A 26,053-nucleotide genomic window follows, 5' to 3' on the forward strand; every position below is an offset into this window, starting at 1 on the left:
TTCACTCCCGGCGCTCAGTCGCTGCGCTCCTTCGCTCTGGTCGCTCCAGAACGAGACGGGCCCCGAACCACCGAGGCGGACCGGTCGCATGCGGGAAACGGGGGCGGGGATCGGATGCGGACAGACGGGCGGTAGGGGGAACGAAACGCGCCCGGGGGCGGCAGGGAAACGGGGGTGGGGTGGATGTGGACGGAGTGGTGGTAGGGGAGTCGAACGCGCCTGGAGGTGGCGGCGGGGTCATTGAGGGTCTCGTGAACTCGGCACCGGTGGTGGGAGCGTTGGATCGGGGTTTGGGGAGCTTCCAGGGTCTCGGAAGTGTCGGTGGCGCCGCTGGGGAGCGGTTCGGTTGGGGGTCGGGCGAAATCTGCTCGGGATTCAATTCGCGAAATGGCAGGGTTCCTGGGCTGGGTGGACCAGAATGCGCACATGGGACGCGATGGCGAGGGGGCTCGCGAGCGTAAGCGGCATGGGCGGCACTACACACCTCCGGCGCTGGCGGGATTCCTGGCGGGCCGGGTGGCGGCGCGGGTTGCGGGTGGGGCGGGGGTGCGGGTGCTGGATCCGGCGTGTGGGCGGGGGGAACTGTTGTTCGCGATCAGGGACGCGCTGGGGGAGCGGCTGCCCGGGACGCCTGTTGAGCTGGTGGGTTATGACCTGGATCCGGCGGGTTTGGCGGTGGCGCGGCAGCGGGCGGTGCGGATGGGGGTGGCGGCGGAGTGGCGGGAGGCGGATTTTCTGGCCGAGTGCGCGGCGGTGCCGGGGGAATCCTTCGACGCGGTGATCGCCAATCCGCCCTATGTGCGGACTCAGCAGTTGGGTGGCGCGGCGGCGCGGGCATTGCGGGGGCAGTTCGGTTTGCGGGGGCGGTTCGACCTCACCCATCCGTTCGTCGCCGCGTTGCCACGACTGCTGGTGCCGGGGGGAGTGCTCGGGCTGCTGTGTGCGAACCGATTCCTCACCACGAAGGCGGGGGCGAACCTGCGTGCGGTGCTACTGGCCGATCTGACCCCGGTGGAGCTGTACGACCTGGGCGATACCAAATTGTTCGAGGCGGCGGTGCTGCCGGCGGTGACGATCGCGGTACGTGGCCGGGTTCGTGAACCCTGCCGGTATGTGTCGATCTATCAAGACGGCTCGGACGATCCAGTGGTCGGCCCGAGTGCGGGAGACCCGGTGAGCGAGAGCGCCGGGACCGTACCGGGCGTGGACGCGGGAGGTCCGGCGGACGAGGTGCGGGAGATGTATAGCAGGGGTGGGCCGGCCGCGGCCGAGCCGATGGATGCGGGTTCTTCAGGAGGGAACGACCGTGCGCCGGTCGGTCTGCTGGGCGAGCCTGCCGGGCCGGAGCCGGCACCCGATTCGCCGCGGGAACCGTACGATGGCGGGCCGGCTGCCATGGAAGCGGATCTGTTCGCGTCGCTGATCGGCGGATGTGATGCGTCCGTGTGGCGGCAGGGGCATAGGTTCACGGTGAAAGTGGGGGAGCTGGCGGTTCCACCGGGTGAGGTGTCGGTGGGGTGGCGGATGGCGCGAACGGGGCACGACGACTGGCTCGATTCGGTTTCCGAGCGGATGTGGCACACTTTCGGCGACCTCGGACGTATCCGGGTGGGGATCAAGACCAATGCCGACCGGATTTTCATCGCCGCGCACTGGGGGGATCCGGACGCCGAACCGGAGCTGTTGTGCGATCTGATCACCCATCACGATCTGCGTCCGTGGCGGATCGAGCGTCGTCGGGAAACCCGGGTCCTGTACCCCTACGATCTGGACCACCCGCGCCGGGTGCCGGTGGATCTGGCGCATTATCCGCGCACCGCCGCCTATCTCGAACAACACCGGGACCTGCTCAGCGCGCGGACCTACCTCACCGGTGCCGGCCGGAAATGGTTCGAGCACTGGGTTCCGCAGCGGCCGAATCTGTGGCGGGTGCCGAAGGTGGTGTTCCCGGATATCAGCGATAGGCCGCGGTTCGCGCTGGACCGGTCGGGCGCGGTGGTCAACGGTGACTGCTATTGGATATCGCTGTCCGATCTGGGTGCGGGGGCGCGGGCCGAGGAGCTGGCCTGTCTGATGATGGGCGTCGCGAACTCGGAGCTCGGCGTGCGCTACTACGACGCGGTATGCGGTAACCGGTTGTATTCGGGCCGCCGGCGCTGGATAACCCAGTACGTTTCCCGGCTGCCGCTACCGGATCCGGCTACCGCCGCCGCCGGGGCGATCGTAGGTCTGGTGCGGGATCTGGCGCAGGAGCCGGAGCCCGGGCCGTCGGCGCAGAGCGAACTGGATGAGCTGGTGAACCGGTCTTTCGCCTTATGACGTGCGGGGTTCGCGCTCAGCTCGCGGCGCGGCCGGAGACCATCGGCAGCAGGGTGCGGCGGGCGAACTCGCGCCCGGCCGCCTCGTCGTCGATCGGAATGAGACCGTCCGGGGTGAGTGCCAGCGATTGCGCCAGCCTGGCCATGATCTCGGCGACCAGGTCGGGGTCGAAATCGGCGTTGTCCCCGCTATCGGCGAGTTCGCGTAGTTTCGCGGCGAGATAGGTGCGGCCGACGGCCAGGATCGGGGCGGCCTCGGTGGTGAGCCGCGGCAGGATCAGGTCCGGTTCGGTGCGCAGGAGGCGCAGCAGCAGCGGGTTCCCGGCGATCGCGGAGATGAAGGCGACGAAGATCTCCACGAGTTGTTCTTCGGAGCCGGCTACCGTGCGAACCCGGTTGTCGATTTTGGTGACGAACCGCTGCGCTTCGCGGACGGTCACCGCTTCCACGAGGTCGTTTTTCGATTCGAAGCGGCGGTAGAGGGTCGCGGGGCTGATTCCGGCGCGGCGGGCGATCTCGCCCATGCTGGTGCGTTTGATCCCGAAATCCAGGAACGCCGATAACGCGCTGTCGAGAACCTGCCCGCTGTCGGCGGGCGGTTCGGACAGGATGCGCTGCAGAATCGGCGGTACGGGTGGCATGGTTTCCACACTGTATCGGACCCCGTGCCCAGCACGTGATGCGATGCCTCCGCCGTCACCGCGGCCTCCGCGGGCCGCATGTACCGAACTCGAGGGGGTTCTCAGGGCCTGCGCGTGGTTTCCGTGCCGGGTATCACTCCGGCGGCAGGTCGAGTTCGGCCATCTCGTGTTCGATCGCGTTGGCCGCGAAATCGACTCCGTGGGAACGGAGTTCGTGGACCCGGCGTCTCAGTGCCTCGATACCCCCCGGTTGTGCCGCGATATCGGCTACGCTGACCCGCCTGCTGGGCCGGCGCGTCTCGGAACGCTCACACGCCACCCGTAATACCTCCTGCCGGCACCTTCGGTGCCTACGTGCTCGGGCTCGCCCGAAACACCGACGCCTTGCAGGACAGCGGGTTTCGAGCTCGCCCGTCTCCCCGGATACGTAGGCTCCATCGTATCAGCTACCAACTGGACGCTTGTCCAGAAATTTGCCCGGCGGGGCGGCTCCTCAGAGCTCCTTCGCGGTCTGATGTTCCGACATATGGTGCAGGTAGACCATGGCGTTGAGTTCGACACCCCGCTGCTGTTCGGCGGTGAGTTCCCGGCGTACCTTGCCCGGCACCCCGGCCACCAGTGAACCCGGCGGGATCTGGGCTCCCTCGGGGACCAGCGCGTTGGCCGCGATCAGACTGCCGCGGCCGATCACCGCGCCGTTGAGCACGGTCGCGCCCATACCGATCAGGCAGTCGTCCTCGATGGTGCAGCCGTGCAGGATCGCGTTATGACCCACCGAGACACCGGCGCCCACGGTGGTCGGGAAGCCCGGGTCGGCGTGCAGTACACAGCCGTCCTGGATATTGCTGCGTTCACCCACGGTGATCAGTTCGGTATCGCCGCGCAGAACCGCGTTGTACCAGATACTGGCCTGCGCCTCGAGCTTCACCTTGCCGATCACGCACGCGGTGGGCGCGATCCACGCGGTGTCGTGAATCTCCGGCCGGTTTCCGCTGACTTCCATCCTCATACAGCGAACTTAACGGGCACGGGACACGGTTGCCGCCGCGGCCTCAGCGGTCCCCGGGTTCGCTCGTCTCCTCGGATGCGCGCAGAAACCATTCGGCGTCGATATCGGCCGGGAGATTGCGCAATTTCTCCGGATTGCGGACAGCGTGAATGGCGGTGATCCGACCGGCGTCGATGGTGAAGGAGAAGATTCCCGGATGCTGTCCGTCGAACACCAGCAGTCCCGGCATCCCGTTGACCTCGATCATGGCGCCCCATCCGGCGGGAGCCGACGGTGCGTGGTACCAGCCGAGCAGCAACTTGGTGATGAGTTCGGCGCCGCGCACCGGCCTGCGGATCGCCGGGACCTTCCCGCCACCGTCGGCGGTCAGAGTGACCCGATCGTCGAGCAGTCCCAGCAGGGCGTTCATATCCCCGGACCGCCAGGCCAGCGAGAACGCCGAGACCACCTTCCGGTGCTCGTCCGGCGACGCCGGGAAGCGTGGTGTACCGTCCTCGACCCGCTTACGCGCCCGGGATGCGAGCTGCCGTACCGCGGCCGGGGTACGGCCCACCACATCGGCCACCTCCGGACCCGACATACCGAACACATCCTGCAGTACGAACGCGGTCCGCTCGGCCGGTGACAGCGATTCCAGCACCACCAGCAGCGCCATGGTGACGCGTTCGTCCTGCGATATCCGGTCCGCGGGATCTTCCCAGTCCGATACCGCGGGTTCGGGCAGCCATTCGCCCACGTATTGCTCGCGCCGCGCCCGTGCCGACCCGAGCTGATCCAGTGCCAGCCGCCCGACGACCGTGGTGAGCCAGGCCTGGAGGTTGTCGATAGCCGGACCACCGTTTTCTTGATGCCGTTGCCACCGCAGCCACGCTTCCTGCACCACATCGTCGGCATCGGCGAGGCTGCCGAGCGTGCTGTAGGCGAGCCGGCGCAGGTACGGGCGCAGTTCTTCGAAGTGCCGGGCCGGATCGCGCCCGTCGGCGGGGATGTGTTCATCGGTCACTGCGGTACCTCGTTCGTCCGGCCCGGCGAGCGGGCGCGATGGTGTCGTCGATACGACGAGACCGGTACTCGGTATGTGACAACCGTGCCGCGGGCTCGGATATGCCGCTGCGCCGGTCCCTGTAACCCGCGGTCTGCGAATCGTGGCCGATGGCTACGCTCACCCGGTGCGCAGAGGTGTTTCGATCGGGGCCGGGCTGCTGGCCGGGTTCGCGATCGATCGGGTAGTCGGTGACCCGGTGCGCGGGCATCCGGTGGCCGGGTTCGGGATGCTGGCGGCGAGCGTGGAGAAGGTGACCTACGCCGATCGCCGGTGGGCCGGAGTTGTCCACGAAGTAGTACTGGTCGGCGGGGTGGTGGGCGCGGGTATCGCGCTGAACCGGGGCGGTGTGCTGCCGGTGGCCCTGGCTACCTGGACGGTGCTGGGCGGGCGGAGCCTGGCGCGTACCGGCCATGCCATGGCACAGCGGCTGGAGTCCGGGGACGTGGCCGGCGCCAGGGAACTGCTGCCGGCGCTGTGCGGTCGCGACCCGGAAGTCCTCGACGCCGACGGACTCGCACGCGCGGCGCTCGAATCGATCGCGGAGAACACCTCCGACGCCGCCGTCGCGCCGCTGCTGTGGGGTGCGGTGGCGGGTGTCCCGGGGCTGCTGGGTTACCGGGCGGTCAACACTCTCGACGCTATGATCGGCTACCGCAACGAACGCTATCGGCGGTTCGGCTGGGCCGCCGCCCGGGTCGACGATGCCGCGAATCTCCTCCCGGCCCGGGTGACCGGGTTGCTCACCGCGGTGGTGGCGCCGCTGGTCGGCGGGCATCCCGCCACGGTGGTGCGGACCTGGCGCCGCGACGCCGGCCGGCACCCGAGCCCGAACGCGGGGGTGGTGGAGGCCGCCGCCGCCGGCGCGCTCGGTATCCGCCTCGGCGGCCGCACCGAGTACCGGCACGGTGTCGAACAGCGACCCGAACTCGGTGCGGGCCGCGCGCCGGCCGTCGCCGATCTGCGACGGGCGGTCCGGTTGTCGGAACTGGTGCAGTTCGCCGCGGTGGCTTCGGCGGTGGTATCGGTTCCGCTGTATGCGGCAGTCCGGAAGCGAATGCTGCCGGCCGGCTACCAGCATCAGCGCGGTGTGCGTCCATAGCGATCGGCCAGCCGCGCTTCCGCGGTGACGGGTTCGGATTCGGCGGTGGGTGACTGTATGGGTGCGGGCGCTGCCGGCGCGCGCTGTTTACGGCGTTCCCGGATCTCGGCCCACGCGAAATAGCCGAGGCCGAGCGGTGCCATGATGCCGAAGGCCAGCCACTGCAGGCCGTAGGAGAGGTACGGACCCGCGTCGAGCTGCGGGAGCGGAACGGGCGAGAACGCGCCGGGCTGGTCCTCCGACAGCTGGAGATAGGAGCCGCGGTCGCCCACCGGGACGGGGCTCAGCGGCAGATCCAGGACGGTGGTTTCCTGCGGGACGTCGATCGAGTAGACGTGCGGGATTCCGTCCTGCGTAGCCGGCGCACGTTCCGGATCGACATTCTCCGAGACTCGCACCCGCGCTTCGATCCGTTGTGTGCCCGCGGGCGCCGGTTCGATCGGGGGCGGCTGGGAGCCGTTCACGGCCGCCACCAGACCGCGGTCGATCAACAGGGTGCGGCCGTCGGTGAGCGTGAACGCCGACAGCACGCCGTAGGCCGGGGCTCCGTCGAGATGACGTAACCGCACCAGCACCGTCGAATCCGGGACATAGCTGCCCTCGGCGAACACCTTCCGCCATTCCGTGGCCTCGCCCGGATCGGCGCCGAACAGATCGGTGACGGGGACCGGGTCGGCGTCCACCGAATCGGCGATCAGCTGGTTGCGTTCGGAGGTGGCATCGTTCTTCCCGAGCTGCCAAGGAGCCAGCACGGTGAAACACAGATAGGCGAACGCGATCACCACCCCGAGCAGGATCAGCCAGCCGGGGCGCAGGAAGAAGGCCAGGCGGCGCATCAGGCCGGCTCACCGGTCACGGTCGGGCGCGCCGCGAGAGCCGCGCCGACCCAGTCCAGCAGTCCGGGGACCGCGGCCTCGATCTGGGCGCGGACCAGCTCGAACTCGGGGGTGGCGCCGTTGTAGGGGTCGGGTACGTCGATGCCGTCGGCGTCCGGATCGAAACTGCGCAGCAGCCGCCGGCGTTCGGACGGGACACCCCGGACGGCGAGGTGCCGGTCATGTTCGGTGGTCATCGAGACGATGAGATCCGCGTCGCTGTGCTCGTGCCCGAACTCGGCGGCCCGGTGCCCGGTGGGGTAGCCGTAGCGGCGCAGCGTTTCGGTGGTGCGGGGATCGGCATCCGCGCCGGTATGCCAGCCGTGCGTGCCGGCGCTGCTCACCCGGACCCGGCCGGCCAGGCCCGCCCGCGACAGATGCGCGGCCAGGATCTTCTCCGCCATCGGGGACCGGCAGATATTGCCGGTACAGACGAACGATATGTGCAGCTCACCCACGACAGCCATTCTGGCGGGTCGAGCCCCGCGGGCGCCACGTAGGGTGCGTCTCATGCTCGCCGACCACGTCGATCTCGCCGGCCTACGCCACCACGGTGACGTGGAAGCCCTCCCCGGTCTGCTCGATTTCGCGGTGAATGTGCAGGGCAGCGCTCCGCCTCCGTGGTTGCGCGACCGTCTGGCCGGCGCCCTGGATTCGCTCGGCCGGTACCCGTCGGCGGCCGACGACCGGATTGCGCGGGAAGCGGTCGCGTCCCGGCACGGGATCGATCCCGACCATGTCTTGACGCTGGCCGGCGGCGCCGAGGGTTTCGCCCTGCTGCCGCGGCTGGGCTCCCGGCTGGCGGCGGTGGTGCATCCGTCCTTCACCGAACCCGAGCTCGCGCTGCGGGAGGCGGGTGTGCCGGTGACGCGGGTCGTGCTGGAACCGCCCTACACCCTGGACCCGGCACTGGTGCCCGACGAGGCGGATCTGGTGGTCGTCGGCAACCCCACCAACCCCACCTCGGTGCTGCACCCGGCGCAGACCCTGCGGGCGCTGCGGCGTCCGGGCCGGATCGTCGTGGTGGACGAGGCGTTCATGGACGCGGTGCCCGGAGAACCGGAATCGCTGGCCGCGGAGGCCGGGTCCGGATTGCTGGTACTACGCAGCCTCACCAAGACCTGGGCGCTGGCCGGGTTGCGATGCGGCTATGTCCTCGGGGCGCCCGAGGTGCTCGACCGGCTGGTCACGGGCCGGGCGCATTGGCCGCTGGGCACCCTTCAGCTCACCGCGATAGCCGCGACGGCCGCGCCCCGGGCGGTGGCCGAGTCCATGGACAGGGCGCGCGAGATCGCGCGCGACCGCACCGCGATGGGTGAGCGGCTGCGTGCGGCCGGGGTCGGCGTCGGGAACCCGGCGACAGCCCCGTTCCTGCTGCTCCATGTCCGGGACGGGGAGTTGCTGCGCAAATATCTGGGTCAGCAGGGGATCGCGGTACGCCGTTGCGATACTTTCCCGGGGCTCGGTCCCGACCATCTGCGCGTCGCGGTACGACCGGCCGCGGATGTCGATCGGCTGGTGGACGCCGTACGCGCGGCCGGGATATCGAGCTGAGAAAACCTGCTGGACGCTCTGGTAAAGGAAGGTGCGGTGTGGCGAGGCTCGCGGAACTCATCGAGACGCTGGAGACGGCCTATCCGCCCCGGCTGGCCGAATCGTGGGATTCGGTGGGCCTGGTGTGCGGAGACCCGGAGGAGGACGTACGCCGGGTGCTGTTCGCCGTCGATGTCACCGCGGCGGTGGTGGAGGAAGCGGTCGCCTGGGGTGCGCAGGCCCTGGTGGCGCACCATCCGCTGCTGTTGCGGGGCGTAAACAGTGTGGCGGCGGACCGGCCGAAGGGCGCGCTGGTCCATCGGCTCGTCCGCGCGGGCTGTGCGTTGTTCACCGCGCATACCAACGCCGATTCCGCCGACCCGGGCGTATCCGATGCGCTGGCGGAAGCACTCGGCCTGACGGTCACCGGACCCCTGGACCCGAAACCGGTCCCCGCCGTGGACAAGTGGACCGTCCAGGTCCCGGCCGATCACACCGAAGCGGTGCTGGCGGCGCTGTTCGCCGCGGGCGGCGGGGCCGCCGGTGACTACCGGGAGGCGGCCTGGCGGGTCACCGGAACCGGCCAGTTCCGCCCGCTCGACGGGGCGAACCCGGCCGTCGGCGCTATCGGGGAGCTGACCCGGGTGAGCGAGGACCGGATCGAAGTCGTCGCCGCTCCGCGGGCCCGCGGTGTGATCCTGGCGGCCCTGCGCACGGCGCATCCGTACGAAGAACCCGCCTACCACGTGACCGAACGCGCGCAGCTGCCCGGCAACCTCGGTTTGGGTCGTATCGGCATACCGGCCGAACCGCTGACGTTGCGGGAGTTCACCGCCCGCGCCGCCGCCGCCCTCCCGGCGACCGCGTGGGGTGTGCGGGCCGCCGGTGACCCGGACCGGGTCCTGCGCCGTATCGCCGTCTGCGGTGGTGCGGGGGATTCGCTGCTCGATACCGTCACCCGGCTCGAGGTCGACGCTTATCTCACCGCCGACCTGCGCCATCATCCCGCCGACGAACATCTACGCCGATCCGGTCCGGCGCTGCTGGATGCCGCGCACTGGGCCACCGAATTCCCCTGGTGCGCGCAGGCTGCCGGGGTGGTTCGCGCGGGTCTGCCGGAGCTGGAAACCCGGGTGTCCACGGTGCGAACCGACCCGTGGACCGTCGGCTGCGGCAGCTGAGGGTGCCGCGCCGGTTTCGATATCCGGGGTTGGGACCGGCGGCCGGTGGCTCCGGTCGGGGACCGAGTACGGTGGACGTTCTATCCGTCCACAGCGTGCAGGGAGTTCGTTCGCGTTGAATGTCGAACCATCGATTCAGACCCAACTGCTGCGTCTCGCCGAGGTCGACACCGAGCTGACCCGGATCGCGCACCGGCGCAGCGTTCTGCCCGAACAGCAGGAGGTCGACCGGTTCGAGGCCGAACGCAACGCGCAGAAGGACGCGGCGGTGGCCGTGGAGATCGTGCTCGACGATCTCGATCGCGATATGCGCAAACTCGAGGGCGAGATCGAGGCGGTGCGTAAACGCGAGGATCGCGACCGCGGCGTACTCGAAGCCGGCTCGGTCGGCGCCAAACAACTCTCCGAACTCCAGCACGAACTGGGCAGCCTGGAACGCCGGCGTTCGGTGCTCGAGGACGATCTGCTGGAGGTGATGGAGCGTCGCGAGGCCTCCGCCGCCGATCACGAGCACGCCGGCGCCCGCCTGGACCGGGCCGAATCCGATCTCGCCGCTGCCCGCGAACGCCGCGACGAGGCGCTGGCAGATCTGGAGGTCGCCCAGCAGCGCTGCGATACCGACCGCGCGAACCTGGTCGGCGCCTTCCCGGATGAACTGCTGGCGATCTACGACCGCCAGCGCGCCGCCCACGGCACCGGCGCGGCGCTGCTGCGGGCCCGGCGGTGCGGTGCGTGCCGGATCGAACTGGACCGCGGCGAGATCGCGCGGATCGCGAAAACCGCACCCGAGGTGGTGGTGCGCTGCACGGAATGCGGCGCGGTGCTGGTGCGGACCAAAGAATCCGGATTGTGAGATCGAGCCCCCGGCGGCGGGGGCCGGGTGGCGGGCGCGGGAGGCCGGTATGAGTGTGCGCGAGGTGATCGTCGAGGCCGACGGGGGTTCCCGGGGAAACCCGGGTACGGCGGGTTACGGCGCGGTGGTGTTCGACGCGGACCGAGTGGGCGTGCTCGCCGAACGCAAGGAAGCGCTGGGGGTCACCACCAATAACGTCGCCGAGTACCGGGGCCTGATCGCGGGGCTGGAAGCCGCGGCGGAACTCGGCGCGCGGGTGGTCGCGGTGCGGATGGATTCCAAACTCGTGGTCGAGCAGATGTCGGGTCGCTGGAAGGTCAAGCACGCGGCGATGATCCCGCTCGCCGATCGGGCCCGCCGCCTGGCCGCGGGATTCGATCAGGTGACCTACCAATGGATTCCGCGCGCCGAGAACTCGCATGCCGACCGGCTCGCGAACGAGGCCATGGACGATGCCGGTCTCATCGAGGAGGTACACGAAGCTGTCGCTGCCACCTCGCCCGGCGCGGCGACCTCGCCGGGTAGCGGCCGCGGAGATACCTCATCGACCGCTGCGCGGCCGTCGGGCACCGCGAAACAGGCTCCGGACGCGGCGGCAACAGACGCCGACTCGCATAGCGCGACCGCGCGTTTGTCCGCCGCACCGGGCTGGACCGGCGCGACCGGCCGGCCCACCAGGTTCCTGCTGCTGCGCCACGGCCAGACCGAATTATCGGTCGAGCGGCGCTATTCCGGACGGGGGAACCCGCCGCTCACCGCGGTGGGCCGGGAGCAGGCGGCGCGGGCGGCGAAAATGCTTGCCGCCAAAGGTGATATCGGCGCGGTGGTGACCTCGCCGCTCGGGCGGGCCCGCGAAACCGCCGAGGCAGCGGCCGCCGCACTCGGTGTCGAGGTGCGCGTGATCGAGGGGCTCACCGAAACCGATTTCGGCCGGTGGGAGGGCCTGACCTTCAGTGAGGCCGCCGAACGCGACCCCGATCTACACGCCCGCTGGCTGGGCGACCCGTCGCTGCCCGCTCCGGGCGGGGAGAGTTTCGACGAGGTCCGCGAACGGGTGGAAGCGGCGCGCCGCGATCTGGTGGCGCGGTATCCGGGCGCGAATATCGTGGTGGTCAGTCACGTCACCCCGATCAAAACGCTGCTGCAGCTCGCGCTGGGCGTCGGTCCGTCGCTGTTGTACCGGCTGCACCTGGATCTGGCGTCGCTGTCGCTGGCGGAGTTCTATCCGGATGGCGGCTCCTCGGTCCGGCTGGTCAACGATACGAGCTATCTCTGAGTCGGTACATCGTCGGTGTTCATGACGACCCGGCCCGATGAGCGGCAGGGTCGGGAACGCCTGGATCGGCAGATCGGATCCGCGGCTGGGTGACCTGTCCGCCGAGCTCGGCGAATCAGGCTGGATAAGTGTGGATCTCGGTGGCCTTGAGGGCTGCCCACAGCTCCGACCCCGGCTGTAGCCGGAGATCGGCGACGGTGGCGGGAGTGATATCGGCGAGTGCCGGTACTGCGCCGTCGAGACGTACCCGCACCGTATGCGCGTGCTGTTCCAGACCCGCTACGGTCACCGGCCAGGCGTTGCGCGGGCTTCCGGCCGGACGCTCCGGATGTAGACCGACGGCGGCCGGCGCGAAAGTCAGATACACCGGGCCGGTGGCCGGTTCGGCGACGGTCAGTTCGCCGCCGCCCTCGATCCGCACCCGGGTTCCGGTCGCAGTACCACGGAACAGGTTGAGCCCCACCAGATCGGCCACATAGTCCGAGCGCGGCCGCCGGGCGACCTCGGCGGGCGGGCCCTGCTGGACCACCGCACCGTTCTCCACGATCACCAGCCGGTCGGCCAGTACCATCGCGTCCAGCGGATCGTGCGTGACCAGCAGCGTATGCCCGGGATAGTCGCCGAGGTGATGTGCGAGTTCGGCGCGCACGCGTACCCGGGTCGCGGCGTCCAGCGCCGCCAGCGGTTCGTCCAGGAGCAGGAGTGCCGGGTCGACGGCCAGGGCGCGGGCGAGTGCGACCCGCTGCGCCTGCCCGCCCGACAGTTCACGGGGCCGGGTCCGCGCGTATTCGGCCAGTCCCACCCGCCCCAGCCAGTGTGCTGCCTGATCGCGGGCCGCGGCCCGGCGCATCCCGCGGGCCCGCGGGCCGAACGCCACATTGTCGAGCGCGTCGAGATGGGCGAAGAGCAGATAGTCCTGGAACACCACACCGACCGACCGGTGTTCGGCGGATACGAATTCGGCGGGCGGCGCGTCCCACACCTGCTCGTTCAGCCGGACCGAACCGCCGGTCAACGGGGTGAGTCCGGCCAGCGCCCGCAGCGCGGTACTCTTGCCCGCGCCATTGGGGCCGAGCAGCGCGACGACCTCCCCGGGAGCCACCGTGAGATCCAGGTCGAGGGTGAAGTCGCCGCGGGTCACCCGCAGTTCCGCCGTGAGCGTCACAGCGCCCCCCGGATCCAGCGTTCCCGCAGGGCCGCCAGTACCACCACCGATACCAGCAGCAGGACCAGGCTCAGGACGATCGCGGCGGCCGGGTCGGTCTCCAGCGCCAAGTACACCGCCAGCGGCATCGTCGTCGTGCGGCCCGGGAAGTTACCGGCGAAGGTGATGGTGGCACCGAATTCGCCGAGGGCGCGGGCCCAGCAGAGCACGGTCCCGGCCACCACGCCCGGCAGGATCGAGGGCAGGGTCACGCGCCGGAAGGTCAGCCAGCGGGAGGCGCCCAGGGTGGCGGCGGCCTCCTCGTACCGGGGGTCGGTCCCGCGTAACGCCCCTTCGACGGAGATCACCAGGAACGGCATGGCCACGAAGGCTTCGGCCAGCACCACACCCGCGGTGGTGAACGGCAGGGAGATACCGAACCAGTCGTAGAGATACCCGCCGATCAGTCCGCGGCGGCCGAGCACCAGCAGCAATGCGACACCGCCGACCACGGGCGGTAGTACCAGCGGCACGGTGACCAGCGCGCGGATCAGTCCGCGTCCGGGCAGGTCACCGCGGGCGAGCAGCCACGCCAGCGGGATACCGAGCACCAGGCACAGCACGGTCGCCAGGCTCGCGCACACCAGGGAAAGCCGCAGTGCCTGCCCGACTTCCGCGCTGAACAGCCGCTCCGGCAGTCCTTGCCAGGGCGCGCGGATGAGCAACCCCACCAGTGGAACGATCAGGAACAGCACCCCGAGCAGGGCCGGTAAGACCAGGATGACCGGCCGCCGGGCGCGGACTGCCCGGCGCCGCCGCAGGGTCACCAGCCGGCGCGGCGCGGGGCCGGGGCTCACGGTGCGTCGAAACCGGCCATGGTGAAGACCGATCGAGCCTGCGGGGACATGACGAAGTCGACGAAGGCGGCGGCCGCTGCCGGGTTCGGTGCCGCGGCCACCGGCGCGATCGGATAGTCGTTGATCGCCTTATCCGATTCGGGGAACTCGATACCGGTCACCTTGTCGCCCGCGGCCCGGACATCCGTCCGGTACACCAGCGCGGCATCCACCTCATCGAGCGTGACCTTGGTCAGCACCGCTTTCACATCGGGTTCGCGGGTATCGGGTTTCGGAGCGACACCGGCCGCGGCGAAGACCTTATCGGCGGCCGCCCCGCACGGCACCTGCTCGGCGCACAACGCGATCCGTGGTTCGGGCCGGCCGAAATCGGCCAGCCCGCTGATACTGCCCGGGTTCCCCTTGGGTACCGCGATTTCGAGACGGTTGCGGGCGAAGGTGATCGGACCGGCCGTGATATCGCCGGATCCGACCACGTCCTCCATATTGCGCAGCGCCGCCGAGGCGAATACATCGGCCGGTGCGCCCTGCTGGATCTGTTCGGCCAGCGCCGAACTGCCGGCGAAACTGAACACCACGTCCACGCCGGGATGGGCTTCCTCGAACTGCTCGCCGAGCGTGGTGAACGCTTCGGTCAGCGAGGCCGCGGCGAAAACGGTGACGGTCCCGTGGATCCCGTCGCCCGCGCCGTCGCCGGAATCGCCGGCGGGGTCCCCGGCGCAGCCCGCCAGTACGGTGACCAGCACGGCCGCCGGGGCCAGACAGCGCAGTACACGTCCTATTACCGTTGTCATCGTCAGCTCTCCGGTATCTCGACCACCACATGCGTCGACTTGACCGACGCGACCGCCACACTGCCCACTTCGAGCCCGAGTTCGTCCACCGATTCCCGGCTCAGCAGCGATACCAGCCGGAACGGTCCGGCCTGCATCTCCACCTGCGCCATCACGGTGTCGGTGACCACCCTGGTCACAATGCCACGCATCCGGTTGCGAGCCGACGCCGCCACGGTCACTCCCGGTTCCGGTGCCTCGGCGATCTCCCGTGCGAACTCGGCCAGATCCTGCCCGCGGACCCCCTTACGCCCGTTTTCCAGCCGGACCGCCGGAAGCCGCCCCTGATCGATCCAGCGGCGCACGGTGTCATCACTGACCCCGAGCAGCCCGGCGACATCCTTTATCCGCAGATACGTCACACAACGCAGTATATATACGAATATGCGGAATAATATGGCGTCGAAGTACTCATATCGGCGGCCGTTCGCCGGGTTCGATCTGTCGTATCCGCATATATCCGAGACTGATCCGGAAAGTATTGTGCGGCACGAGAGTTCGGTATCGATCAGCCGCTGTTGCGCAATAGCTCCGAGGCTCCGGTGACCCGGTGGTCGTACGCGGTCCACAGGGTTCCGTCCGTCGTCCGTCGCAGCGTGAACCGGTATTTGCCGTAGCACGCTCGCGATACGGCCGACAGCCGGATCCGGCCGATCACCTGGTAGCGGTGCCCGTCGATATGCACTGTCCGGTACATAACCTGCTCGCCCCTCTCGTCGTCCGGTTGTGTGCCAACTCGGTGGCCACACTGGCAGGACGGCGCTGAAGGAAGCCTGAAACGAGCTGAAAGACGCTTCAGGAAGGCAGGAGAGAAGCGGCCGGTGCGGTCTGACCCGGCAGCGCGTGTGACATCGCCTGGTCTTGCGCCTGGGTACTGCCGGCTGTTCCGGCTACCTACCCGGCTTCGCAACGAGGAACTAGTCCGGCGATATCGTGTATTCGACGGAAACCGAATCGGGCCAATGCTGTTCCTCGGTCGTGACGGTCGCCTTGTAGTGGCCCGGTTCGGTGGGGAGTTGAGCGCTGTCGTACCACGGCAGCTGCTGGTCGGGGTCGGCGACCGAACCCGCGGCACCGGCGAACGGCATCGCCACTTCGCCGGTGGCCCCGGTGTCGAGGTTCTGCCAGGTCACATAGGCGGTGGTCTTACAGGGGCTGTTCGGGTCGGACGGTTGTTCGGCGATGAACGACGGGTCCGTGTTGTAGAACGCGAAGGTGAGTGCGATTCGACCGGTGGGCTCGTCGACATTGCCCCGGATGTTCCCGTAGCAGTCGCCACTGCCTTCTGTCACCAGGGTGTTGAGCGGCTCCTGCAGCGAAGGGCCGGCCGAGGCGGGGCTCGCGAAGACGATGAGAGGGACGCAGGTGACTGATGCCGCGGCCAGGGTGGTGCCGAATGTGCGCGCAGAGCGCATAGTGTCCTCCCGGTGTGGATGCAACGCTTACCCTGGGTAATCGTCGGACCCGGTGGGATGTGTTAACCGGCAGCACCGGCCGCGGGCTTCACCGACTCGACTAGTTCACCGGCACTGTGTATTCGACGGAAACGAATCGGGTAGTGCACATCCCTGGCCGAGACGGTCGCCCGGTAGCGGCCCGGCGCCGTGGGCAGCTGAACGGTCTCGTGCCATGGCGGTTGCTGCAAAGGGCCGGCCTTCGAGCCCGCCGCACCGGAGAACGGCGGGATGGTGCGGTGGTCCCGGACCATCCCGCCGCGGCCGTCAGTCGCGCGGGCCGCCCGCCACGTAGATGACCTGGCCCGAGACGAAGCCCGCGCCTTCGCTGGCCAGGAAGGACGCGGTATGCGCGATATCCTCCGGCTGTCCCACCCGGTTCACCGGGATCTGGGAGGCGGCCGCCTTCTGGAAGTCCTCGAAGTCGACGCCGACGCGGGAGGCCGTGGCCGCCGTCATATCGGTGACGATGAAGCCGGGCGCGATCGCGTTGGCGGTGACACCGTATTTACCCAGTTCGAAGGCGAGGGTTTTGGTGAAGCCCTGCATACCGGCCTTGGCCGCGGAGTAGTTGACCTGGCCGCGGTTGCCCAGCGCGGAGGTGCTGGACATATTCACGATGCGGCCCCATTTCTGCTCGACCATGTACTTCTGGGCGGCCTTGGTGAGCAGGAAGGCGCCGCGCAGGTGCACGCCCAGTACCGTGTCCCAATCGTCGACGCTCATCTTGAACAGCAGGTTGTCGCGGAGGACGCCGGCATTGTTGACCACGACGGTGGGCTGGCCCAGTTCACCGGCCAGCCGCTCCACCGCGGCGTTCACCGAATCCTCTTTGCTGACATCCGCGCCGAGCGCGATCGCCTGCCCACCGGCGCCGGTGATCGCCGAGACGGTGTCGGCGCACGCGGCTTCGTCCAGGTCGAGCACGCCGACCTTCATCCCGTCGGAGGCGAGCCGTTTGGCGATGGCGGCCCCGATTCCCCGGGCGGCGCCGGATACCACTGCGATCCTCTCGGCCATGTGTTCGAAGTCCTCTCGTGTGGGCAATAGTCCTTACGCCATCTAACAACGTGTGCGGGCGGGGGGCGAGGGGGTGCCGGGACAAGATCTCCGCGGGTGTGCTGTGTCCGCCGGACAGTGCCGGCCGGCGCTGCCATATAGTTCACCTGGGGGGCGGTAGATACGCACTCCCGGAGTCTGTTCCGTGACTCTATGCTCGAGAAGTCCTGTTGCCGCACGTTTGGAATGTGATGACCGATCCTCAGCCGCCCTTCGATCTGTCCAAAGGGCAGCAGAACCCGCCGGGTCAGCAGTATGCGCCGGGTCAGCAGTACCCGTCGGGCCAGCAGCAGTACCCGTCAGGCCAGCAATACGCGCCGGGTCAGCAGTACCCGTCCGGTCAGCAATATGCGTCGGGCCAGCAGTATGCGCCGGGTCAGCCGTATCCGTCGCAGCCGGATTTCGGCGGCCAGCCGCAGTACGGTGCACCGCAGCAGGGGTACGGCTATCCGGGGCAGCAGCCCTACGGCGCACCGGCGGGACCCCCGCTATCGCCCTCCGATGCCAAGACGTGGGCCATGATGGCTCATCTGGGCAGTATCCTGATCGGCTGGGTAGCGCCGCTCATCGTCTGGCTGATGTACAAGGATCGCGACGAGTTCGTCCGCCGGCATGCCGTGCAGGCGTTGAACTTCCAGATCCTGCTGTTCATCGCCATCGTGGTGTGTTCGATTCTGATGATCATTCTGGTCGGGCTCATTCTGCTGCCGATCGTCTGGATCGTGGGGCTCGTCTTCTCGATCATGGCCGCGGTGGCGGCCAACAAGGGCGAAGAGTACCGGTACCCGATCAATGTGTCGTTCGTGAAATAAGTGGACGCGGGCCGGTGAGTGCCCGCCCGCATCCGCGCCGCGGTACCGGATCGGCGCAGTTGTCCGGTACCGCGGCGGGTCTCACGGCCGCAGGATCGAGGTCAGGAATTCGGTCTGGTCGTAGACCACCTGTTCGAAGAGATCATCGAAGAAGATATCGAAATGACCGGCGGGATAACGTTTCACCTGCGCGTGTTTGGTTTTCCCCGCGACCCGCAGTGCCGGTTTCACCGGGGTGACCGAATCCTTGTCGCACAGCGTGTACAGCACCGGCATCTTCAGCTCCTTGGCATACCGGCCCGGGCGATCGAAAAACAGTGGAATGCCCACGCGGGCAGGGATTTTCGGCCGATAGGCGGGGCTCTCCTCCGCCAGCCGGCCGAAACCGGACGGGATACCCGCACCGGTCGACATCGCCGTAGCGCGTTTGCGTCCGGCCAGGCGGACCTGCACCGGTTTGCCGAATATCCTCCCGAATACCGCGTCCATGATCGCCAAGGTGGCCACTTTCACCAGGCTGATCGGGCCTTTCGCCAGTGCTGAGGAAACACCGCTGACGAACGGCGCCTGGGCCACAACCGCCGCGATATACGCGTCGTCCGGCCCCACCGCCAGGACATGGCCGCCACCCAGCGACGTCCCCCACAGCGCGATACGCGTGGCATCGAAACCGCGCAGGGTTCTGGCGTAGGCGATCGCGGCGGTCCAATCCTCGCGCTGCCGTGCGATATTGACCATCTGCCGCGGGTCACCGTCACTGTTACCGAAATGCCGGTAATCGAAGGCCAGCACCCCCATTCCCGCCGCGGCGAACCGCCGCGCGAACCGATCCAGACCCATTTCCCGGTTCGCCCCCAACCCGTGTCCCATCACAACGATGGGGCGGGGCTTGGGCGGACCGGCCGGTAGATACAACCAGCCGGCACACTTCTGACCTCCCGACGGGAAGCCGACCTCGACACGCTCCATGATCAGTGACGGTACCGAGTTGTTGTTTCGCGGGCGTTGTCAGTCCGGCTGGGCATCGGTGTCGCGGCCGGTCGATGCCCGAGCCCGGGCACCGCCGATGGTCCTGGAACGGCCGGACAACGACCGCCGGTAGCGCACCGAGTATCGTGTTGCGACGGATGAGCCGGCCGGGCGGTCGCGGCGCCGGGAACGGACACCGAACGGTGTCTTGCCCGGTATCGAGGAAAGTCCGGACTCCACAGAGCAGGGCGGTTGCTAACGGCAACCCGGGGTGACCCGCGGGACAGTGCCACAGAAAACAGACCGCCCGCGGCCCGCGAGGGTCGCGCGGTAAGGGTGAAACGGTGCGGTAAGAGCGCACCAGCGCCCCGGGTGACCGGGGCGGCTCGGTAAACCCCGCCCGGAGCAAGGTCGAAGGCCGCACCACCGGTGCGGTTGCGTAGGTGTTCGAGGGCTGCTCGCCCGAGCCTGCGGGTGGACCGCTCGAGGTACCCGGCGACGGTGTGCCCAGATGGATGGCCGCCACCCGGTGCGAACCGGGGACAGGATCCGGCTTAGAGGCCGGCTCATCCACCTCTTCGCCCCCGGCGAACCGTGCCTGCGGGTGCCTACGCCGAGTCGTCGAACTGGACACGCGCCGTCGACGCGCCGCGCAGGCCGGCGATGTGATCGGCTTCCTCGCGCAACTGTTCGCGCAGCTGTGCGTTCAGTGATCGGAACGGGCTGATCGTCAATGTCAGTGTCCGGCCGCTCTTGCGCGGCCGCCAGATTCCGGCGATCGCGCCGTCGGCCAGCACCGCGCCGGGTGCGCCGACCGTCTTCCACACCTGACGATGGTGTTTCTTGTCGACGATGGTCTCCCGGTCACGCATTTGCGTGTAGGGGTTGCTCGGCGGCAGCAGCCGGGCCCCGCGGGTTTCGGCCGGTGACCGCAGGGCGTCCAGGTCGTCGGTGTGGATCCACATCCGGCGGCCGTCGACCGAGACGGGGGTGAGTTGGTCCTGCAGCGTGCTCCACCACGGGGCGACGTCACCGGCGAGCACACCGAGCCAGGCGGCGAAATCCTTACGGGTGGACGGGCCGTAGCAGTGCAGGTAGCGCCGGAGCAGGGCGGCGCGGAAATCCTCGGGATCGGCGTCCGGGAGCGAATCGCCCAGCCATTCCCGGAGCAGTACGAACGGTGCCTTGTTCCGGGCGCGTGGAGCGAGGCAGACAATGCCCCGCAGCGTCAGAATCCGGATGACGAAGTGCACGACGGCCTCTCCGAGCGGTTGGTTCGCGCCGTCGGGGCCGATGGCCTGCCAGGTGTCGCGCCGCGCGGGCGAGAGTTCGCGCGCGATGCGCTCGGCGAGTTGTTCGCCGAGTTCGCCGATCGCCAGCTGCCGGCCGGACAGTACGTCCCCGATTTCCGCGGCGGCGAGGTCGACGGTTTCGTCCAGGCTCATCCCCAGTTCGTTCAGTGCCGGTTCGATGCCTCTTATCAGGTGTAGTCGCGCCGTCTCGGTGGGCGGTAGGGCCCCGGTGGTGAAGACCGGGGCGTCGGCGGTGGGGAAGTAGAACGGTGCGCCGCGCATGCACCAGGTCTGCAAAAGGTCCTTGTCCTCGCCGGCGACGTGGTCGAAGCCGTCCCGGGTCACCCCTTCGACGCGGGCATGCAGCGCGAGCAGCGCGGAACCCGGCGGACTGTCCTGTACACCGCACGCACCCGCCACCGAGCACAAATCACCGGCCGGCCTGCGTTGGGTGAGATGGTGCGCGCGTAGTCGAAACGCGACGACATCGCCGGTCCGGACCTCGGCGATACCGCCGGTGCGCTGCCGTGCTGCCACTGACGACCTCCCGTGCGGGATTCGAGGGTGCCGGACGAGCGTACCGGCCCGGCCGGTCCCGGCGGCGCCATGATTCGGTTCACGGGCGCCTCCGGTCCGGTGCGGCGGTCACCTCGAGGTGCCGCCACCGACTCTGCCGTGGACTGCCTCCCAGCCTGCCGCGAATGTCCGGCGTGCCGCTTCCAGGTCGGGCAGGTCGGCACCGTAGGCCGTGCGGTACTCGGACCACGCGAGCTCGAGTGCCTCCGCGGCCCGGCTCTGGATGCCCGCCGCCAGTACTTCGCCCGCCAGGTCCGTTACGGTGCGTCCTTTCACGGCGGCTCGGTTCATGAGGTTCCGGTGGGCTTCACAGTGGAGACGGACCGGGACGGTGATGTAGCTCATGGGTTTTCCTCGGGGCCGGGCCCCCACGGAGTGTTGCTCGTCTCCGATGCGGGCTGGACGGTTTGCGGGTGGCCGAGTGGGAGTTTCGGCCCACCCGTTGCCGGATACCGGCCGGTGTCAGCGACGCGGTATCTGATTAGTCGCGCGGGCGGGGGCGCGGGTTACGGTCCGCGGTGTCCCAGAAAATAGGGGTTGGACAGCCGGCCGGTGGCGAATTACAGTCGCCCACGCCGGCACGTCGGGTGGACGGGCCGCAGGTGTGCCGGCTATCGCCCTTTCACGGCGGAAACGCAGGTTCGAATCCTGCCGGGGGACTTCGGTTCTCGTTGTCCAGCGGCCCGAGATTCCGGTATCGGTGGTCGCTATTGCTGCCCGCACATGGCCGCGACCATCTGGTAGACGGCCTGGGCTTCCTGCGGGGTGACAGCGGCGCCGTTCGAGCCGAGGCGTTCGGTCAATGCGGTGGTCGCTTCGTCCTCCGGTGCACCGGAGCGGATATCGGCGCAGGTCTCGGTGAAGATCGCCGTGATCGCGGCATCGTCGCGGCCCTCGGCCAGTCCCGGGAACGCGCCGCGGAAACCGATCCCGAAGGAACCGGCTTTCAACTGGTCGATCTTCGCGGTGTCGGGGTTCGCGACGGCCGAGGTAGCGGTGTCGGCGGGATCCGGTGCCTCGCTCTCGCTCTGGCAGGCGGTCGCGGCGACCGCGAGAACGACGAGAGCGGCGGGCAGGAGTGCGAAGGGCTTTCTCACGGGCGGCATGGTAACTCCGCGAGATGGACACCGGCCCCCGCTGGGCGGGGGCCGATGTTCATCCAGCGGCAACTCAGGCGCCGGGGCCGATGACGAGCATCTGTGCCAGCGCGGTGGCCTGCTGCGGGCCGATGATGGGGAGCAAGTAGTCATAGATAAGAGTGGACATACGTGATGAAACTCCAGCTCGGGATCGTCGATCGCTTACGGTCCGCCACAGTAGCAGTTACGGGGTGACGAAGAACTTTTCCCACGGAATTGGTGCAGAGGTGGCATAAAAGGTGATCGGCGTCATAAGGTAGGCGCGTCGGCAGGCTCACCGGCGCTGTGTCCGGTCGAGCCGATTCATACCACTCAAAGACAGGGTCACAATACATATGCGGGTAGCACGCACCTTGGCAACCGGAGCTCTTATCGCCGGGGCCGCATCTGTTCTCGCTACCGTGGGCGCCGGCTCGGCCGGTGCCGTCGCGGTAACGCCGCTGCCCGGTGGAGTACGGGTGGACCTCAGTCACTCGGATACCCAGTGGGTGCACAACAGTAAATTCGGGCACACCCTCGCGGGTATACCGCATCCGTCGGCACCGTCGTTCGGTATGGCGCTGGACGCGGCCGCGGCGGTGTCCTCGAACCAGCCGAACGGCCGGGTGGTTTTCACCGTATTCGGCCCGCTGCACGAACTGAACGGGTCGATGCTGGCGTTGCAGTAAACGGACGCAACCTTTTTCGCGGCGCGGGCCGGTACCGGATCTCGGTACCGGCCCGCGCCCTCTGTATATCCACCGTGACCCGCTCAGGATTTATCGATGGCCGCCGCGGCCGCCGGGTAGTGGGCGAGGCAGCGGCCGGCCGCTGTGTCCTCGGCGTCGGCCAGGGTCTCGTACAGTGCGGTGTCCTCGCCCGCGGTGTGCGCCTCGGCGGCCCGGGCGCGTAGCGCGTCATACGATTCGACCGCGTCACGGTGATCACCGAGTACCGTCTGCAGGTGTTTCGCCCGTTTGCCCAGATCGGTCGCCCAATCGCCGACGGCCGGTGCGGCCGCTTCGCAGGAATACCGTAATCGCTTGGCGCTCTTGCGGATATCGTGAAGTAATTCGATGCGATCGGCCGGCGCCGCGGTCGGTTCGGCACGGACCAGGCGGCGCACTCGTTTGCGGTCGGCGCGAAGGACCCGGTCGAAAACCTCGGTCGCGGGCGTCCGGCTCACCGACGATGTCAGCGGTGGTTCAGTGCGCCAGCCCTTCAGTTCGCGCCGGACCGCCCGATAGCGTTTGCTGTCGAGGGCGGTGAGGATATCGGAATGCGCGGCCGCGTACCTGTCCCGCTCCGCCCGGACCAGCCTTTCGTGAGTGGGTTCCAGTGCGGCGCAATCGGGTTCGGCGTAGCGTTCCAGTAGTTCGGCGAATCGCGCGGCGCGTACCTCCGCGTCCCGGGCGACGCCGAGGATCCCGGCGAGCCAGGCGAGCTCGGTGCGGATCCGGGCGGCCGCGTCCGCGTCGAGCAGTCGTTTGTAGGAACGCAGGACGCTGCGTAGCCGCCGGGTCGCGACGCGCATCTGGTGCACCGAATCCTCGGCGTCGGCCCGGACTTCCGGTTCGGTCTCGATCAATCGCTCGATATCGGCGCGCAGGGCGGCGGTGAGCGCGACGCCGGCGGTGTGGTGCTTCTTGCTCATCGGGGTACCGCCGCGAACGTATCGGTCGCCTCGACGAGACGATCGACGATGCCGGGTTCGGCGGCCGAATGCCCGGCGTCGTCGACGATGTGCAGTCGCGATTTCGGCCAGGTGCGGTGCAGATCCCAGGCGCTCACGGCCGGGCAGACGATATCGTGGCGGCCCTGCACGATGACCCCCGGAATATCGGCGATCGCATCGATATCGCGCAGCAGCTGCCCCTCGTCCAGGAAACCGCCGTGGCGGAAATAGTGGTTCTCGATCCGGGCGAAAGCGAGCGCGAATCGCGGGTCGCCGCTGTCGGCCACCCGCTGCGGGTCGGGGCGCAGCGAACTGGTGGCGCCCTCCCAGGTGGACCAGGCGACCGCGGCCGCCGTGGCGGTCTCCGGATCGTCGGAGTGCAGCAGCCGGTGGTAGGCCTCGACAAGGTCGCCGTCGCGTTCGGATACCGGCACCGGGGCGAGGAATTTCTCCCATTCATCCGGGTACACATATCCGGCGCTGCCGTTGTAGTACCAGTCGATCTCCTTGCGGCGCAGCAGGAATATCCCGCGCAGCACCAGTTCGGTGACCCGCTCGGGATACTGCTGTGCGTAGGCCAGCGATAACGTCGACCCCCAGGAGCCGCCGAAGACGAGCCACCGTTCGATACCGAGTTCGCTCCGCAGTGCCTCGATATCGGCGATCAGATGCGCGGTGGTGTTCACTGACAGATCGGCGCCCTCGGCGATATGCGGGGTGGATTGCCCGCAGCCCCGCTGATCCAGCAGCACGATCCGGTAGCGGCCGGGGTCGAAATAGCGGCGGTTCAATCCGGACGTGCCCCCACCCGGGCCGCCGTGCAGGAATACCGCGGGTTTCCCGTCCGGGTTCCCGCTGGTCTCCCAGTAGATCGACTGGCCGTCGCCCACCTCGAGCATGCCGTGGTCGTAGGGTTCGACCGGTGGGTAGAGCGGGCGCATCACAGCGACGCCAGCCCCGAGGCCAGATCGGGTATCTCCAGCGCTTCGATGGCCTGGGTCCGCACATCGGGGCAGGTTTCGGTGGTGGCCCGGTCGACGACGCCCTTGTCGGCGAGTACCGCGGCGTTACCGATGCCGTTGGTGAGTGCCCATTCGTGCACCATCAGGTTCAGGCCCACCCGGCCCAGTGTCGGCCCCTGGACCCGCCAGTTGGACAGCTCCGGCCGCATCATGTCGCAGAGATTCTGCGCGGCCTTGTCGGTGACCCCGAGCGGGGTGGCCGGTGCCGCGCTGGTGCTCGTCTTCGTGGAGGTTGCCGCCGAGCTGCTGGTTTCGGAAGTTTCGGAGGAAGCCGGTGTTCCGGAGCCGGTCTGCACGCCCCCGCAGGCGGTCAGCAGCACCGCCCCGCATACTCCCGCCGTCATCAGGGCGCCCCGTGCTGTCGAAGCGGTTGTCCAAGCGCGTTGCCGCATCAGTACCTCTGCACTCGAGTCGAAACAGTCGACTTCGAGTTTGCCATCCCGCACCGGACCGGGAAGCCGCTCCGGTGCGGGGGCGGGACTCAGAAGCTGTGCTCGGGGCCCGGGAACGTACCGCGGCGTACTTCCTCGGCATAGGTGGTGGCTGCCGTGCGCAGTTCGTCCCCGACGGCGGCGAACCGCTTCACGAACTTCGCGGTCTTACCGCTGGTGTACCCGGCCATGTCCTGCCAGACCAGCACCTGGGCGTCGCATTCGGCACCGGCGCCGATACCGACGGTCGGGATGGTGAGCTTGCGGGTGACCTGACCGGCGACCTCGGCCGGCACCATCTCCATCACCACCGAGAAGGCGCCCGCCGACTGGACCGCGATCGCGTCGGCGAGCAGGCCCTCGGCGCCGGCGCCGCGGCCCTGCACCCGGAACCCGCCGAGGGTGTTGACGCTCTGCGGGGTGAACCCGATATGCGCCATCACCGGGATACCGGCGGCGGTGAGCAGCGCGATCTGGTCGGCGACGCGTTCGCCGCCCTCCAGCTTCACCGCGTGCGCGCCGCCTTCCTTCATGAAGCGGGTGGCGGTCGCGAGGGCCTGTTCGGGGGAGCTCTCATAGGTGCCGAACGGCAGATCCGCCACCACCAGGGCGTGCGGGGCGCCGCGCACCACGCCGCGGACCAGCGGAATCAGCTCGTCGACGGTGATCGGCACGGTGGTGTCGTACCCGTAGACCACGTTCGCGGCCGAATCGCCGATCAGCAGAACCGGAATGCCCGCCTCCTCGAAGAGGCGCGCGGTGGAGTAGTCGTAGGCGGTGAGCATGGCCCAGCGTTCGCCCGTCGCCTTCATCTGCTGTAGATGCTGGACGCGGGTCGGCCGCCGGGCCGGTTTCGCGGAACCGGTGGCTCCGTAGGCGGGGGTTTCCGTAGTGGAATCGGACATGGCTGATGATTCGGACATCATCGTCCCTTTCGTCTCCTCGAGGCCCTGGCCGGGTCCCCGGGTTCGGTTGACGCCT

29 protein-coding genes and 1 other RNA gene are annotated in these 26,053 nt (G+C 68.7%); 9 read left to right on the plus strand and 21 right to left on the minus strand.

Going from position 1 to position 26,053, the window contains the following annotated elements; translation table 11 throughout:
• Window positions 1–426 precede the first annotated feature (426 nt).
• Window positions 427–2,319, plus strand: a complete 1,893-nt coding sequence (locus ABZ827_RS30155; protein WP_357244082.1) for a methyltransferase domain-containing protein — start codon at window positions 427–429, stop codon at window positions 2,317–2,319.
• Window positions 2,320–2,335: 16 nt separating this feature from the next.
• Here ABZ827_RS30155 and ABZ827_RS30160 read toward each other — a convergent pair whose 3' ends face one another.
• The 4 genes from ABZ827_RS30160 to sigJ all read right to left on the minus strand — a co-directional run bounded on the left by ABZ827_RS30160 (window position 2,336) and on the right by sigJ (window position 4,971).
• Entirely contained in the window at window positions 2,336–2,959 is a 624-nt protein-coding gene (locus tag ABZ827_RS30160) for a TetR/AcrR family transcriptional regulator (RefSeq protein WP_357244084.1), read from the minus strand.
• Window positions 2,960–3,092: 133 nt separating this feature from the next.
• Window positions 3,093–3,278 carry a hypothetical protein gene (locus ABZ827_RS30165; RefSeq protein ID WP_357244086.1) on the minus strand — a complete coding sequence of 62 codons (186 nt, stop codon included), beginning with the start codon at window positions 3,276–3,278 and terminating at the stop codon, window positions 3,093–3,095.
• A 174-nt stretch (window positions 3,279–3,452) separates the two neighbouring features.
• Window positions 3,453–3,968, minus strand: a complete 516-nt coding sequence (locus ABZ827_RS30170; protein ID WP_357244088.1) for a gamma carbonic anhydrase family protein — start codon at window positions 3,966–3,968, stop codon at window positions 3,453–3,455.
• A 43-nt stretch (window positions 3,969–4,011) separates the two neighbouring features.
• A complete protein-coding gene (sigJ, locus tag ABZ827_RS30175; protein WP_357244091.1) occupies window positions 4,012–4,971 on the minus strand; it encodes an RNA polymerase sigma factor SigJ in 960 nt (319 codons plus the stop codon).
• Between the two features lie 166 nt (window positions 4,972–5,137).
• Between sigJ and ABZ827_RS30180 the strand changes: the two genes are divergently transcribed.
• Complete coding sequence (locus tag ABZ827_RS30180; RefSeq protein ID WP_357244094.1) at window positions 5,138–6,112, plus strand: cobalamin biosynthesis protein; 975 nt, start codon at window positions 5,138–5,140, stop codon at window positions 6,110–6,112.
• Here ABZ827_RS30180 and ABZ827_RS30185 read toward each other — a convergent pair.
• Window positions 6,091–6,948, minus strand: a complete 858-nt coding sequence (locus tag ABZ827_RS30185; RefSeq protein ID WP_357244097.1) for an SURF1 family cytochrome oxidase biogenesis protein — start codon at window positions 6,946–6,948, stop codon at window positions 6,091–6,093. The two genes, ABZ827_RS30180 and ABZ827_RS30185, sit on opposite strands and share 22 nt — an antisense overlap.
• The gene (locus ABZ827_RS30190; RefSeq protein WP_357244099.1) at window positions 6,948–7,454 is read right to left on the minus strand and encodes a low molecular weight protein-tyrosine-phosphatase; all 507 of its coding nucleotides are present in this window, start codon (window positions 7,452–7,454) and stop codon (window positions 6,948–6,950) included. The genes ABZ827_RS30185 and ABZ827_RS30190 overlap by 1 nt, the downstream gene beginning before the upstream one ends.
• Before the next feature lie 43 nt (window positions 7,455–7,497).
• Here ABZ827_RS30190 and cobC point away from each other — a divergent pair, with 43 nt between their 5' ends.
• The 4 genes from cobC (at window position 7,498) to ABZ827_RS30210 (ending at window position 11,830) form a co-directional block, all read left to right on the plus strand.
• Entirely contained in the window at window positions 7,498–8,541 is a 1,044-nt protein-coding gene (gene cobC / locus ABZ827_RS30195) for an Rv2231c family pyridoxal phosphate-dependent protein CobC (RefSeq protein WP_357244102.1), read from the plus strand.
• A gap of 38 nt (window positions 8,542–8,579) precedes the next feature.
• Window positions 8,580–9,701, plus strand: a complete 1,122-nt coding sequence (locus ABZ827_RS30200; protein ID WP_357244104.1) for a Nif3-like dinuclear metal center hexameric protein — start codon at window positions 8,580–8,582, stop codon at window positions 9,699–9,701.
• 115 nt (window positions 9,702–9,816) lie between these two features.
• Entirely contained in the window at window positions 9,817–10,554 is a 738-nt protein-coding gene (locus ABZ827_RS30205; protein ID WP_357244107.1) for a C4-type zinc ribbon domain-containing protein, read from the plus strand.
• A gap of 49 nt (window positions 10,555–10,603) precedes the next feature.
• On the plus strand, window positions 10,604–11,830 hold the full coding sequence (locus ABZ827_RS30210; RefSeq protein ID WP_357244110.1) for a bifunctional RNase H/acid phosphatase: 1,227 nt from the start codon (window positions 10,604–10,606) through the stop codon (window positions 11,828–11,830).
• A gap of 115 nt (window positions 11,831–11,945) precedes the next feature.
• Here the strand turns inward: ABZ827_RS30210 and ABZ827_RS30215 are convergent, their stop codons facing one another.
• The 7 genes from ABZ827_RS30215 to fabG form a co-directional block, all read right to left on the minus strand.
• A complete protein-coding gene (locus ABZ827_RS30215) occupies window positions 11,946–12,995 on the minus strand; it encodes an ABC transporter ATP-binding protein (RefSeq protein ID WP_357244113.1) in 1,050 nt (349 codons plus the stop codon).
• Complete coding sequence (gene modB, locus ABZ827_RS30220) at window positions 12,992–13,804, minus strand: molybdate ABC transporter permease subunit (protein WP_357244177.1); 813 nt, start codon at window positions 13,802–13,804, stop codon at window positions 12,992–12,994. The genes ABZ827_RS30215 and modB overlap by 4 nt, the downstream gene beginning before the upstream one ends.
• A 23-nt stretch (window positions 13,805–13,827) precedes the next feature.
• Window positions 13,828–14,625, minus strand: a complete 798-nt coding sequence (gene modA, locus ABZ827_RS30225) for a molybdate ABC transporter substrate-binding protein (protein ID WP_357244116.1) — start codon at window positions 14,623–14,625, stop codon at window positions 13,828–13,830.
• A 2-nt stretch (window positions 14,626–14,627) separates the two neighbouring features.
• Window positions 14,628–15,026 carry a TOBE domain-containing protein gene (locus ABZ827_RS30230; RefSeq protein WP_357244119.1) on the minus strand — a complete coding sequence of 133 codons (399 nt, stop codon included), beginning with the start codon at window positions 15,024–15,026 and terminating at the stop codon, window positions 14,628–14,630.
• Window positions 15,027–15,172: 146 nt separating this feature from the next.
• A complete protein-coding gene (locus ABZ827_RS30235) occupies window positions 15,173–15,361 on the minus strand; it encodes a hypothetical protein (RefSeq protein ID WP_357244122.1) in 189 nt (62 codons plus the stop codon).
• 220 nt (window positions 15,362–15,581) lie between these two features.
• Entirely contained in the window at window positions 15,582–16,079 is a 498-nt protein-coding gene (locus tag ABZ827_RS30240; protein WP_357244125.1) for a hypothetical protein, read from the minus strand.
• A gap of 306 nt (window positions 16,080–16,385) precedes the next feature.
• Window positions 16,386–17,138, minus strand: coding sequence for a 3-oxoacyl-ACP reductase FabG (gene fabG, locus ABZ827_RS30245; RefSeq protein ID WP_357244128.1), 753 nt, complete (start codon window positions 17,136–17,138; stop codon window positions 16,386–16,388).
• Window positions 17,139–17,368: 230 nt separating this feature from the next.
• On the opposite strand from fabG, the gene ABZ827_RS30250 reads away from it, so the two are divergent.
• On the plus strand, window positions 17,369–17,989 hold the full coding sequence (locus ABZ827_RS30250; protein WP_357244131.1) for a DUF4870 domain-containing protein: 621 nt from the start codon (window positions 17,369–17,371) through the stop codon (window positions 17,987–17,989).
• Window positions 17,990–18,070: 81 nt separating this feature from the next.
• Here ABZ827_RS30250 and ABZ827_RS30255 read toward each other — a convergent pair whose 3' ends face one another.
• Window positions 18,071–18,958, minus strand: a complete 888-nt coding sequence (locus ABZ827_RS30255) for an alpha/beta fold hydrolase (protein ID WP_357244133.1) — start codon at window positions 18,956–18,958, stop codon at window positions 18,071–18,073.
• A 159-nt stretch (window positions 18,959–19,117) separates the two neighbouring features.
• On the opposite strand from ABZ827_RS30255, the gene rnpB reads away from it, so the two are divergent.
• Window positions 19,118–19,531: RNase P RNA component class A (gene rnpB / locus ABZ827_RS30260), an RNA gene on the plus strand.
• Window positions 19,532–19,566: 35 nt separating this feature from the next.
• Here rnpB and ABZ827_RS30265 read toward each other — a convergent pair.
• The 3 genes from ABZ827_RS30265 to ABZ827_RS30275 all read right to left on the minus strand — a co-directional run bounded on the left by ABZ827_RS30265 (window position 19,567) and on the right by ABZ827_RS30275 (window position 21,923).
• The gene (locus ABZ827_RS30265; RefSeq protein ID WP_357244135.1) at window positions 19,567–20,787 is read right to left on the minus strand and encodes a winged helix DNA-binding domain-containing protein; all 1,221 of its coding nucleotides are present in this window, start codon (window positions 20,785–20,787) and stop codon (window positions 19,567–19,569) included.
• A 108-nt stretch (window positions 20,788–20,895) separates the two neighbouring features.
• On the minus strand, window positions 20,896–21,171 hold the full coding sequence (locus ABZ827_RS30270; RefSeq protein WP_357244138.1) for a hypothetical protein: 276 nt from the start codon (window positions 21,169–21,171) through the stop codon (window positions 20,896–20,898).
• Window positions 21,172–21,533: 362 nt separating this feature from the next.
• On the minus strand, window positions 21,534–21,923 hold the full coding sequence (locus ABZ827_RS30275; RefSeq protein WP_357244141.1) for a hypothetical protein: 390 nt from the start codon (window positions 21,921–21,923) through the stop codon (window positions 21,534–21,536).
• A gap of 377 nt (window positions 21,924–22,300) precedes the next feature.
• On the opposite strand from ABZ827_RS30275, the gene ABZ827_RS30280 reads away from it, so the two are divergent.
• Window positions 22,301–22,633: a hypothetical protein gene (locus ABZ827_RS30280; protein WP_357244144.1), complete on the plus strand. Its 333-nt coding sequence runs from the start codon at window positions 22,301–22,303 to the stop codon at window positions 22,631–22,633.
• Between the two features lie 83 nt (window positions 22,634–22,716).
• On the opposite strand, the gene ABZ827_RS30285 is transcribed toward ABZ827_RS30280, so the two are convergent.
• The 4 genes from ABZ827_RS30285 to panB all read right to left on the minus strand — a co-directional run bounded on the left by ABZ827_RS30285 (window position 22,717) and on the right by panB (window position 25,995).
• Complete coding sequence (locus ABZ827_RS30285) at window positions 22,717–23,598, minus strand: CHAD domain-containing protein (protein WP_357244147.1); 882 nt, start codon at window positions 23,596–23,598, stop codon at window positions 22,717–22,719.
• Window positions 23,595–24,560, minus strand: coding sequence for a prolyl aminopeptidase (gene pip / locus ABZ827_RS30290; RefSeq protein ID WP_357244150.1), 966 nt, complete (start codon window positions 24,558–24,560; stop codon window positions 23,595–23,597). The genes ABZ827_RS30285 and pip overlap by 4 nt, the downstream gene beginning before the upstream one ends.
• Complete coding sequence (locus tag ABZ827_RS30295) at window positions 24,560–24,985, minus strand: hypothetical protein (RefSeq protein ID WP_357244153.1); 426 nt, start codon at window positions 24,983–24,985, stop codon at window positions 24,560–24,562. The genes pip and ABZ827_RS30295 overlap by 1 nt, the downstream gene beginning before the upstream one ends.
• Before the next feature lie 137 nt (window positions 24,986–25,122).
• Window positions 25,123–25,995 (minus strand): 3-methyl-2-oxobutanoate hydroxymethyltransferase, encoded by an 873-nt coding sequence (gene panB / locus ABZ827_RS30300; protein WP_357244155.1) that lies wholly within the window; start codon window positions 25,993–25,995, stop codon window positions 25,123–25,125.
• Window positions 25,996–26,053: the final 58 nt, after the last annotated feature.

Origin of the sequence: Nocardia sp. NPDC019395, from assembly GCF_040632335.1 — a bacterium.
Lineage (GTDB): Bacteria > Actinomycetota > Actinomycetes > Mycobacteriales > Mycobacteriaceae > Nocardia.